The organism is Promicromonospora sp. NPDC052451 (genome assembly GCF_044547525.1).
In the GTDB taxonomy this organism is placed as follows: domain Bacteria; phylum Actinomycetota; class Actinomycetes; order Actinomycetales; family Cellulomonadaceae; genus Promicromonospora.
In genome coordinates this window covers 67,635-78,042 of sequence record NZ_JBIUAP010000021.1, presented here as the reverse complement: position 1 = coordinate 78,042, position 10,408 = coordinate 67,635, and the positions used below count along the sequence as shown (strand labels likewise).

The window sequence follows — 10,408 nt, the reverse complement described above, 5'->3', positions numbered from 1 at the left end:
CCCCGCTCCCGGGCCGCGCGGTGGGGGGCCCCCCCCCGCCCCCGCCACACCCCCCCCCCCCCCCCCCCCCCCCCCCCGGGGGGGGGGGGGGGGGGGGGGGGGGGCCCCCCCCCCCCCCCCCCCCGCGACGGGTGAGACGGGATCCGGTCAGGCGCCGACGAGGTGCCCGGCCAGGTAGGGAACCACCTTGTCGAGCGCGACCCGCTCCTGCTGCATGGAGTCGCGGTGGCGGATGGTGACCGCCTGGTCCTCCAGCGTCTCGAAGTCGACCGTGATGCAGAACGGCGTACCGATCTCGTCCTGGCGGCGGTAGCGCTTGCCGATGGCCTGCGTCACGTCGTAGTCGATGTTCCAGTACTTGCGCAGCTCGGCGGACAGCTTCTCCGACGTCGGCAGCAGGTCGGCCGTCTTGGACAGCGGCAGCACCGCGGCCTTGACGGGGGCCAGGCGCGGGTCCAGGCGCAGCACCGTGCGCTTGTCGACGCCGCCCTTGGTGTTGGGCGCCTCGTCCTCGGCGTAGGCCTCGACCAGGAAGGCCATGAGCGAGCGGGTCAGGCCGGCGGCCGGCTCGATGACGTACGGGAAGTACTTCTCGTTGGTCACCGGGTCGCGGTAGGCCAGGTCCTTGCCGGAGCTCTCCGTGTGGGTCTTCAGGTCGAAGTCCGTGCGGTTCGCGATGCCCTCGAGCTCACCCCACTCGCTGCCCTGGAAGCCGAAGCGGTACTCGATGTCCACGGTGCGGGTCGAGTAGTGCGACAGCTTCTCCTTCGGGTGCTCGTAGTGCCGCAGGTTCTCGGCCGAGATGCCGAGGTCCGTGTACCAGCTGGTGCGGTAGTCGATCCAGTACTGGTGCCACTCCTCGTCCTCACCCGGCTTGACGAAGAACTCCATCTCCATCTGCTCGAACTCGCGGGTGCGGAAGATGAAGTTGCCGGGCGTGATCTCGTTGCGGAACGACTTGCCGATCTGGCCGATGCCGAACGGCGGCTTCTTGCGGGCCGCGGCCGCGACGTTGGCGAAGTTCACGAAGATGCCCTGCGCCGTCTCGGGGCGCAGGTAGTGCAGGCCGGACTCGTCCTCGACCGGGCCCAGGTACGTCTTCAGCATCATGTTGAAGTCGCGGGGCTCGGTCCACTGGCCGCGGGTACCGCAGTTGGAGCAGACGATCTCGGCGAGGCCGCCCTCGGGGGCGCGGCCCTTCTTCTCCTCGAACTCCTCGATCATCTGGTCCTCGCGGAACCGCTTGTGGCACGAGAGGCACTCGGTGAGCGGGTCGGTGAAGACGCCGACGTGGCCGGAGGCCACCCACACCTGACGGGGCAGGATGACGGAGGAGTCCAGGCCGACGATGTCGTCGCGGCTCGTGACCATGGCCCGCCACCACTGCTTCTTGATGTTCTCCTTCAGCTCGACGCCCAGGGGGCCGTAGTCCCACGCGGAGCGCGTTCCACCGTAGATCTCGCCCGACGGGAAGACGAAACCTCGTCGCTTCGCGAGCGAGACGACGGCGTCGAGCTTGGCGGTCTGCGCAGAGCGCACTGACTTGTCGGACACGGGGGTCTCTCCAGGGGAACAGGCGGGGAACGATGTTCGCCCAGCCTACCGTCCGGGCCGCTCCAGCCCCGGACGAATAAGGGCGTGACCCACCTCTCGCGGCCGATCTTTGACATCCGTTCTCACCTGGCGTGAGAATCGTTCTCATGACAACGACCCGCGCCGCCGGCGCAGCCCTGACCAGCCTCGTCCTCGCCGGGACGGCGACCCTCGCCGGGTGCTCCGCCCAGGGCACGGGCGGAGCGGCCGGGGAGTCCGACGGCGTGACCGTGCTCGCGTCGTTCTACCCGCTCCAGTACGTCGCCCAGCAGATCGGCGGCGACCTCGTCACCGTGGACAACCTCACGCCGCCGGCCGCCGAGCCGCACGACCTCGAGCTCTCCCCGGCCCAGGTCCGCGAGATCGGCACGGCCGACCTCGTCGTGTACCTGTCGGGCTTCCAGGCCGCCGTCGACGAGGGCATCGAGGCCCGCGCGCCGGAGCACGTGGTCGACGCCGCCGACACCGCCGAGCTGGTCGCGCACACCGGCACCGAGGAGGGGCACGAGGGCGAGACCGCGGAGGAGCATGCGGAGCACGCCGAGGACGAGCACGACCACGGTGCCGCCGACCCGCACTTCTGGCTGGACCCGAGCCGGCTCGCGACCGTCGGGCAGGCCGTGGCCGACGAGCTCGCCGCGGTGGACCCCGAGCACGCCGAGGAGTACGCCGACGGTGCCCTGCGCCTGGGCCAGCAGCTCGACGCGCTCGACCAGGAGCTCGCGGACGGCCTCGCCGCCTGCCAGGGAGCCACGCTGGTGACGAGCCACACCGCGTTCGGCTACCTCGCCGACCGGTACGCGCTGGAGCAGGTGGGCATCTCCGAGCTCGACCCCGAGGCGGAGCCGTCGCCGGCGCGCCTGCGCCAGATCGGCGACGTGGTCAAGGAGAACGGCGTCACCACCCTGTTCTCGGAGACGCTGGTGAGCCCCAAGGTCACCGAGACGCTGGCCGACGACCTGGGCGTGCGGACCGCCGTCCTGGACCCGCTGGAGGGCCTGTCCGAGGACGCGACGGCCGCTGGTGAGGACTACGTCTCCGTGATGCGGGCCAACCTGAAGGCGCTGGAGGAGGGCCTGGTCTGCGCATGACCGGCACCGAGGAGGAGGAGACTGGGGAGGTGACCAAGACGAGCGAACCCGTCATCGAGGCCCGTGGCCTGCACTTCCGCGCGGGCGCGAGCCACATCCTGCGCGGCGTCGACCTGACGGTCGGGCGCGGCGAGGTCGTCGCGCTGCTGGGCGCGAACGGATCCGGCAAGTCCACGCTGGTCAAGTCGCTGGTCGGCATCAACGTGCCGTCCGCGGGGAGCGTCCGGCTGTTCGGCGAGCCGCTGGCGGCTCCGGGCCGCGGCAGCGTGGACTGGGGCCGCATCGGCTACGTGCCGCAGCGGGCGGGCGCGGGCGGCGGCATCCCGTCGACCGCGCAGGAGGTCGTCGCCTCCGGGCTGCTGCACGGGCGGCGTCTGCGCCTGCCGCGCGGCTGGCGCGACCGCGTCGCGGCCGCCCTGGAGCAGGTGGGCCTCGCCGAACGCGTGCACGACCCGGTGCACCTGCTCTCGGGCGGGCAGCAGCAGCGCATCCTCATCGCCCGCGCCCTGGTCCGCGAGCCCGACCTCCTCGTCCTCGACGAGCCCGTGGCCGGCGTCGACGTCGCCAGCCAGGAGGCGTTCGCGGCCACCATGGGCCGCCTGGTCGACGGGGGCCTCACGGTGCTCGTGGTGCTGCACGAGCTCGGCGAGCTCGAGCCGCTCGTGTCGCGCGCCGTCGTGCTCAAGCACGGCACGGTGGTGCACGACGGCGCCCCGCCGCAGGCCCGGGACGACCACGACCGCGCAGGCCACCGGCACCAGCACCCGCACGCCGACGACAACACCCTCGGCGCCGAGGCCAGGGCCCTCGACCTGGAGGTCCGCCCGTGATCACCCTCATGCTCACCGACCCGTTCATGCAGCGGGCCCTGCTGGCCGCGCTCCTCGTGGGCGTCACCGCGCCCGTGGTCGGCACGTACCTGGTGCAGCGCAAGCTCTCCCTGCTGGGCGACGGCATCGGCCACGTCGCGCTGACGGGCGTGGCGCTGGGCTGGCTCGTCGGCGCGGGCATGGGCCTGACGCCGAACGACGCCCTCGCCATCCCCGGTGCCGTGGTCGCCGCGGTGGTCGGCTCCGTCCTCATCGAGGTGGTCCGGCGCCGGGGGCGCACGTCCGGCGACCTCGCCCTGGCCATCATGTTCTACGGCGGCATCGCCGGCGGCGTGCTGCTCATCGGCATCGCGGGCGGCTCGTCCGGCAACCTGATGACGTACCTGTTCGGCTCCATCTCCACCGTGACCGACGCCGACCTCGGGCTCACCGTGGTGCTCTCCGCCGTCGTGCTGGCCATCGGCGTGGGCCTGCGGCACGCGCTGTTCTCGGTGAGCCACGACGAGGAGTTCGCCGTCGCCTCCGGGCTGCCCGTGTGGGCGCTGAACATCGTCGTCGCCGTCGTGTCGGCTCTGACGGTCACCGTGGCGATGCGCGTGGTCGGCCTGCTGCTGGTCAGTGCGCTCATGATCGTGCCCGTCGCCGTGGCCCAGCAGGTCACGCACGCGTTCGGGCGCACCATGCTCACGGCGTGCGTCGTCGGCGTCGTGGTCTGCGTGACCGGCCTGAGCATCACCTACTGGTACAACGTCTCGCCGGGCGCGACTATCGTGGTGCTCGCCATCGCGGTCTACGCCGTGGTGTCCCTGGTGGCTCCGTTGGTGACCCGGCGGCGCCCTGCGGGTGACCCCCACCCCGATCTGCCCGACGACGTCGATCTTCCTGCCGCCGCCACGGAACGTGCGGCGGCCGCCGCAAAGGAGTGCCGCTGATGACCGCACGCATGACCCGCCAGCGGACCGCCGTCGTCGAGGCGCTCGACGAGCTCGCCGACTTCCGCTCGGCCCAGCAGCTCCACGAGACGCTGCGCGCCCGCGGCGAATCCGTGGGCCTGGCCACCGTGTACCGGGCGCTGCAGGCGCTCGCCGAGGCGAGCGAGGTCGACGTGCTGCGCGCCGAAGACGGAGAGAGCCTGTACCGCCGGTGCGCCCGCCGCGAGCACCACCACCACCTGGTGTGCCGGCAGTGCGGCCGCACCGTCGAGATCGACGGCCCCACGGTCGAGGCGTGGGCCTCCAAGGTCGCCGCGGCCCAGGGTTTCGACGACATCGAGCACACCATCGAGCTGTGGGGTACCTGCGCGGACTGCCGCGCCGCGTCTGCGGGCTGATTTCCAGGAAGATTTCCGGCGTCGATCCACTCCCGCCGGAGCGCGTGGCAGGATGCGTGCATGACCACAGCGCGCCGCTCCCGGGACCGCCGGGGATCGCTGCCCGCCCGTGCCGAGGTGGTCGTCGTCGGCGGCGGCGCGATGGGTGCGTCCGTGGCGTTCCACCTCGCCGAGGACGGCGCGGACGTGCTGCTCCTGGAGGCGGAGGAGCTGGCCTCCGGCAGCTCGGGCAAGCCCATCGGGGGAGTGCGGGCGCAGTTCTCCGACCCGGCCAACGTGGACCTCGGCAACCGCAGCCTGGAGCTGTACGAGGACTTCGCGAACCGCCCCGGGGCGGACATCGGCCTGCAGCAGCCCGGCTACCTGTTCCTCCTGCCGGACACCGCTGACGTCGCGCTGTTCGAGGAGTCGGTGGCCATGCAGAACGAGCGCGGGGTGGCCAGCCGCATGCTCGCCCCCGACGCCGTCCGGCGCCTCAACCCGTACGTCGACGTCGACCGCTACGCCGGTGCCGCCTACGCGGCGCGCGACGGGTTCGCGTACCCGCTGGCCGTCGTGGAGGGCTACGCTGCGGGAGCGGAGGCGCACGGCGCCCGCGTGCGCACGCACGTCACCGTGACCGGCTTCGAGTCCCGCGACGACCGGCTCGTCGCGGTGTGGACGGACCAGGGCCGGGTGCGCACGGACGCCGTCGTGCTGTGCGCCGGGGCCTGGACCCGGGACGTGGCGGCCAAGGCGGGCCTCGACCTGCCCGTGGACCCGTACCGGCGGCAGATCGGGTTCACGCCACCGCTGGACCCCGCGCCCGTGCGCGTGCCGTTCACCATCGACTACGGCACCACCTTCTACTTCCACAACGCCGCGCCCGACGGCCTGCTGCTCGGGATCGCGGACCCGGCGACCCCGGTCGCGTTCGAGCGCACCTACGACCCGGCCTGGCTGCCTCTGCTGCGCGGGGCGCTCGGCGCCTGCGCCCCGGAGCTGACCGACGTGCCGGTCGCGCGCGGCTGGGCCGGGCTCTACGAGATGACGCCCGACCGCAACGCGCTCATCGGCGAGGCGACCGGTGTGCCCGGCCGCGTGCTGTACGCCGCCGGGTTCTCGGGGCACGGGTTCCTCCAGGCGCCCGCCGTCGGCGAGGTGGTGCGCGACCTGTACGCGGGCCGCACTCCCGCGATCGACGTGTCGGGGTTCAGTGCCGACCGGTTCGCGGGCGACCCCCGCGATCCCACGGACCCGGGGCGACGAGGCCCCGAGTCGAACATCATCTGACGGACAGGAGAGCTTGATGTCCACGTTCCTCGAGCCCTGGCAGCTGCGGGCCGCGTTCGCGCGCAGCCTCTCGGACATGTACGGCAAGGAGGTGCCCGCCTACACCACGCTGCTCGACGTGTCGCACGAGGTCAACGCGGACTTCGTGGCCCGGCACGGTGCGGACGCCGAGCGGCTGGGCTCCATCGCGCGCGTCACGGCCGAGCGGCACGGCGCGATCCGGGTGGGCACCCCCACCGAGATGGCCCAGGTCGCCCGCATCTTCGGCGCCATGGGCATGCGCCCGGTCGGCTTCTACGACCTGCGGGACGCGTCCTCCAGCTCCGTCCCGGTGATCTCGACGGCGTTCCGCCCGATCGAGCGCGAGGAGCTGGCACGCAACCCGTTCCGGGTCTTCACGTCGATGCTCGTCACGGCCGACCGCCGGTTCTTCACCGCGGACCTGGAGCGCCGGCTGGACTCCTTCCTCGCCGCCCGCACCCTGTTCGGCCCTGAGCTGCTCGCCCTCGCCGACCGCGCGGAGGCGGAGGGCGGCCTGCCGCAGGACCAGGCCGCCGAGTTCCTGCGCCTGGCCACGCAGGCCTTCGAGCTGTCCCGGGAGCCCGTGGACCAGGCCTGGTACCGCGAGCTCGAGGCAGTCAGCGCCGTGGCGGCCGACATCGGCGGCATCGCCTCCACGCACATCAACCACCTCACCCCCCGCGTGCTGGACATCGACGACCTGTACGCGCGCATGGAGGCGCGCGGCATCACCATGATCGACGCCATCCAGGGTCCGCCCCGCTGGGAAGGCCCCGACGTGCTGCTGCGGCAGACGTCGTTCCGTGCCCTCGCCGAGCCCCGCACCTTCCGCACGGCGGACGGCGAGATCGTCAGCGACGCGCTGCGCGTCCGGTTCGGCGAGGTGGAGGCGCGTGGCATCGCGCTGACCCGCGAGGGCCGTGCCGTCTACGACGCCGCCGTGGTCGAGATCGACGAGACAGCCGCCGCGGCCCGCACGGAGGAGCCGGGCCTCACCGAGCAGGGGCGGCAGGAGATCGCCCGGGCCGTCTGGGCCCGCACGTTCCCCACCACCGAGACGGCGCTCGCCGACCAGGGGCTGGGCTGGTTCACCTACGAGGTGGACGCGGCCGGCGGGGTGCGGCGCGAACCCGTCGTCTACGAGGACTTCCTGCCCCGCTCGGCCGCCGGCATCTTCCAGTCCAACCTCACCTCGGACGGCGCCAAGGACGCCAGCCAGGAGGCCACCGACCGGGACGCCGACTGGATGGCCGGCGCGCTCGGCCGTGACCTGTTCGACCCCTTCGACCTGTACGCCGACCAGGTGGACAGGTCGCTGACCGCCGCCGCCGGGACCCTCGGCGTCGACCCGGCCACCCTCACCACCACCACAGGAGCCATGCGATGAGCACCACGACCACCACCCCGCTGACGACCGAGCTGCGCGACGCCGCCCTGGCCGCCCTGGAGCGGCTGGGCGCCACGGTGCCCACCGGGGACGGTCTGCCCGTCGTGTCGCCGCTGTCCGGCCAGCCGCTGCTGGAGCTGCGCCGCGACGGCGCCGCCGAGGCTGCCACCGCCGTCGACGAGGCCGCCGACGCGTTCACCACGTGGCGTTCCGTGCCCGCCCCCGTGCGCGGTCAGGTCGTCAAGCGGCTGGGCGAGCTGTTCAGCGAGCACAAGGCCGACCTCGCGGAGCTCGTCACCATCGAGGCGGGCAAGATCACCAGCGAGGCCCTGGGCGAGGTCCAGGAGATGATCGACATCTGCGACTACGCCGTCGGGCTGTCGCGGCAGGTGGGCGGGCGCACCATGCCGTCCGAGCGCCCCGGTCACCGCCTCATGGAGACGTGGCACCCGATGGGCGTGGTCGGCGTGATCAGCGCCTTCAACTTCCCGGTCGCCGTCTGGTCGTGGAACACCGCCGTCGCACTGGTCTGCGGCGACACCGTGGTGTGGAAGCCGAGCGAGAAGACCCTCCTGTCGGCCGTCGGTGCCGCCGCGCTGCTGGACCGGGCCCTGGCGGAGGCCGGGTTCCCGGCGGGCGTGTCCCGGCTCCTGCTCGGCGACCGCGAGGCGGGCGAGGCCCTGGTGGCCGACCCGCGCGTCGCCCTGGTCTCCGCGACCGGGTCGGAGCGCATGGGCCAGCAGGTCGCACCCGTGGTCGCGGCGCGCGGCGGGCGCTACCTGCTGGAGCTGGGCGGCAACAACGGGGCGATCGTCGCGCCGTCGGCGGACCTCGACCTCGCCGTGCGCGGCGCGGTGTTCGCGGCGGCGGGCACGGCCGGGCAGCGCTGCACGTCGCTGCGCCGCCTGATCGTGCACGAGTCGATCGTGGACGAGGTCGTGGCGCGGCTGGCCAAGGTCTACACCGGCCTGCCCGTCGGCGACCCGCGCACCGAGGGCACGCTCGTGGGCCCCCTGGTGGACGCCGGTTCCCGGGACCGCATGCTGGCCGCGATCGACGAGGCCGTCGCGGCGGGCGGCGAGCTCGTCGTGGGCGGCACGGCGGTGACCGTGCCCGGTGCGGAGGACGCCGCCTACGTGCACCCGGCGATCGTGCGCATGCCGGCGCAGGCCGACGTGGTCAAGCGGGAGACGTTCGCACCGATCCTGTACGTGCTGACCTACACGGACCTGTCCGAGGCGATCGCCGTGCACAACGACGTGCCCCAGGGGCTCTCGTCGTCGATCTTCACGCTGGACGTGCGCGAGGCCGAGACGTTCCTGTCCGAGGTCGGCTCCGACTGCGGCATCGTGAACGTGAACATCGGCACCTCGGGTGCCGAGATCGGCGGCGCGTTCGGCGGCGAGAAGTCGACGGGCGGCGGCCGCGAGTCCGGCTCGGACGCGTGGAAGCAGTACATGCGCCGGGCCACCAACACGGTGAACTACTCGACCGAGCTGCCGCTGGCCCAGGGCGTCAACTTCGGCTGACCCGGCGGCACACCGGCCGGCCCGGCCGCACGCGTCACGACACGTGCGGCCGGGCCGGCCGTCCCCCCACGGTGCCCGCGCCGGTCAGGACGCGGTGGCCGACACCGTCAGCAGGGAGCCGGTCTCGGTGGTCGGGTCGGTGCTCGGTGCGTACCGCTTCACCGCGGCGACGGAGACGCCGACGCGCGCCGCCACCTCTTCGACGCTGAGGGTCTGCGCCCACCGCAGCACGCGGATCTCGCTGATCTGCCCGGTGGTGAGCGGCTTGTCCGGGTCGGCGGCCGGTTCCTCCTCCGCCGGGGTCGTCCGCGCCCGCTCCGGGGACACGGGCGCGTACTTGGCCTCCAGGCGCACGCGCTCCGCGACGATCGGCCCCGCCGTGGCGGTCTCCTCGGTCTCGGTGCGCGCCAGGGACGCCGGCGCCGGCTCGGCGGGCGCGACCTCGGCCTCGGCCGGGGTGCGGGCCGGGCTGCTCGCCGCAGGAGCGTCCGCGGTGATCTGCCTCAGGGCGTCCGGCTCGGCCGCCTCGAGCTCGCGCGCCTCCGGCTCGGGTGCCTCCAGCAGCAGGGAGTCGGGCAGCACCGGCTCCGGCAGCAGCTGCTCGGCCGGCCGTTCGCGCCGCTCGCGCTCGTCGGCGGTCGGCATCCACTCGCCGGCCAGCGCCGCGGCCTCCTGGACCACGTCGCGGATGGTGCGTTCCGACTCCAGGTGCGGGCGGGTCACCTCGGCGGTGACGCCTGCCGGCACGTGGCGGTGCACCCGGCCCACCGCGGCGTTCACCTCGGCGATGCGGGCCGCGCGCTCCTCGGGGGGAGCGATCTGCGCCAGGCGCACGGCGTCGAGCATGTCGAGCACGGCCGTCTGCCGGTCGTTCGCGATCTCGGCCTGCCGGTCGAGGGCCCGCGCGCTGGACGCCGACTGGAAGAACAGGTGCACGGCGACCGCCGCGAGGACGGGGGCGACCGCGCGGGAGATCGCGAAGACGCCTTCGCCGAGCAGCCAGCCGTGCCACGCGGCGAGCGCGCCGGACAGGATGCCGACGACGATCGCACCGCCGAGCCAGCGCGCGTGCCCGGAGACCGGCTGGCCCATCTCGAGCGCCCGGTCGGCCCGTCGCCGGCCCTCCCAGGCGAGGCCGATGACCAGGGCCTCGTAGGCCACGCCGAGTGCGTAGCCGAGCCGGGGTCCCTCGTAGTCGGCGATGGTGTGCGACATGCCGATGTAGGCCCAGGCCGAGAGCCCGAAGGCACCCAGGGCGAAGCCTGGGTTCCTGCGCGTGTCGGCGATGACCGCCGGAACGCGTCGGGGGCGTTTCTCCGATGCCATGTGGGTGGGTCCCTTTCGTCAGAGCAGGT

At 73.4% G+C, this 10,408-nt stretch carries 9 protein-coding genes; 7 read left to right on the top strand and 2 right to left on the bottom strand.

The genetic code is table 11. The features are described from left to right. Positions 1–147 precede the first annotated feature (147 nt). Complete coding sequence (locus ACIG47_RS25525; RefSeq protein ID WP_397411052.1) at positions 148–1,554, bottom strand: glycine--tRNA ligase; 1,407 nt, start codon at positions 1,552–1,554, stop codon at positions 148–150. Positions 1,555–1,700: 146 nt separating this feature from the next. Between ACIG47_RS25525 and ACIG47_RS25520 the strand changes: the two genes are divergently transcribed. Genes ACIG47_RS25520 through ACIG47_RS25490 form a run of 7 tightly spaced genes read left to right on the top strand, consistent with a single transcriptional unit; the run spans position 1,701 to position 9,053 of the window. Next, on the top strand, positions 1,701–2,684 hold the full coding sequence (locus ACIG47_RS25520) for a metal ABC transporter substrate-binding protein (RefSeq protein WP_397433880.1): 984 nt from the start codon (positions 1,701–1,703) through the stop codon (positions 2,682–2,684). Continuing rightward, positions 2,681–3,514: a metal ABC transporter ATP-binding protein gene (locus tag ACIG47_RS25515; protein ID WP_397433879.1), complete on the top strand. Its 834-nt coding sequence runs from the start codon at positions 2,681–2,683 to the stop codon at positions 3,512–3,514. The genes ACIG47_RS25520 and ACIG47_RS25515 overlap by 4 nt, the downstream gene beginning before the upstream one ends. A gap of 8 nt (positions 3,515–3,522) precedes the next feature. Next, positions 3,523–4,446: a metal ABC transporter permease gene (locus ACIG47_RS25510; protein ID WP_397433882.1), complete on the top strand. Its 924-nt coding sequence runs from the start codon at positions 3,523–3,525 to the stop codon at positions 4,444–4,446. After that, positions 4,446–4,844: a Fur family transcriptional regulator gene (locus tag ACIG47_RS25505; RefSeq protein WP_397411046.1), complete on the top strand. Its 399-nt coding sequence runs from the start codon at positions 4,446–4,448 to the stop codon at positions 4,842–4,844. Before ACIG47_RS25510 ends, ACIG47_RS25505 begins: the two co-directional genes overlap by 1 nt. A gap of 60 nt (positions 4,845–4,904) precedes the next feature. Then, a complete protein-coding gene (locus ACIG47_RS25500; RefSeq protein WP_397433878.1) occupies positions 4,905–6,116 on the top strand; it encodes an NAD(P)/FAD-dependent oxidoreductase in 1,212 nt (403 codons plus the stop codon). A 16-nt stretch (positions 6,117–6,132) separates the two neighbouring features. Continuing rightward, positions 6,133–7,524, top strand: a complete 1,392-nt coding sequence (locus ACIG47_RS25495; protein ID WP_397433876.1) for a 2-oxoadipate dioxygenase/decarboxylase family protein — start codon at positions 6,133–6,135, stop codon at positions 7,522–7,524. Further along, entirely contained in the window at positions 7,521–9,053 is a 1,533-nt protein-coding gene (locus ACIG47_RS25490) for an aldehyde dehydrogenase family protein (RefSeq protein ID WP_397433875.1), read from the top strand. The genes ACIG47_RS25495 and ACIG47_RS25490 overlap by 4 nt, the downstream gene beginning before the upstream one ends. A gap of 84 nt (positions 9,054–9,137) precedes the next feature. Here ACIG47_RS25490 and ACIG47_RS25485 read toward each other — a convergent pair whose 3' ends face one another. Continuing rightward, on the bottom strand, positions 9,138–10,379 hold the full coding sequence (locus tag ACIG47_RS25485; RefSeq protein WP_397433874.1) for a hypothetical protein: 1,242 nt from the start codon (positions 10,377–10,379) through the stop codon (positions 9,138–9,140). Between the last annotated feature and the right edge of the window lie 29 nt (positions 10,380–10,408).

Excerpts from the sequence above, each read along its gene's own strand:
- ACIG47_RS25490 (WP_397433875.1), top strand. The coding sequence starts at position 7,521 with ATGAGCACCACGACCACCACCCCGCTGACGACCGAGCTGCGCGACGCC.
- ACIG47_RS25520 (WP_397433880.1), top strand. The coding sequence starts at position 1,701 with ATGACAACGACCCGCGCCGCCGGCGCAGCCCTGACCAGCCTCGTCCTC.
- ACIG47_RS25485 (WP_397433874.1), bottom strand. The coding sequence starts at position 10,379 with ATGGCATCGGAGAAACGCCCCCGACGCGTTCCGGCGGTCATCGCCGAC.
- ACIG47_RS25495 (WP_397433876.1), top strand. The coding sequence starts at position 6,133 with ATGTCCACGTTCCTCGAGCCCTGGCAGCTGCGGGCCGCGTTCGCGCGC.
- ACIG47_RS25505 (WP_397411046.1), top strand. The coding sequence starts at position 4,446 with ATGACCGCACGCATGACCCGCCAGCGGACCGCCGTCGTCGAGGCGCTC.
- ACIG47_RS25500 (WP_397433878.1), top strand. The coding sequence starts at position 4,905 with ATGACCACAGCGCGCCGCTCCCGGGACCGCCGGGGATCGCTGCCCGCC.
- ACIG47_RS25510 (WP_397433882.1), top strand. The coding sequence starts at position 3,523 with ATGCTCACCGACCCGTTCATGCAGCGGGCCCTGCTGGCCGCGCTCCTC.
- ACIG47_RS25515 (WP_397433879.1), top strand. The coding sequence starts at position 2,681 with ATGACCGGCACCGAGGAGGAGGAGACTGGGGAGGTGACCAAGACGAGC.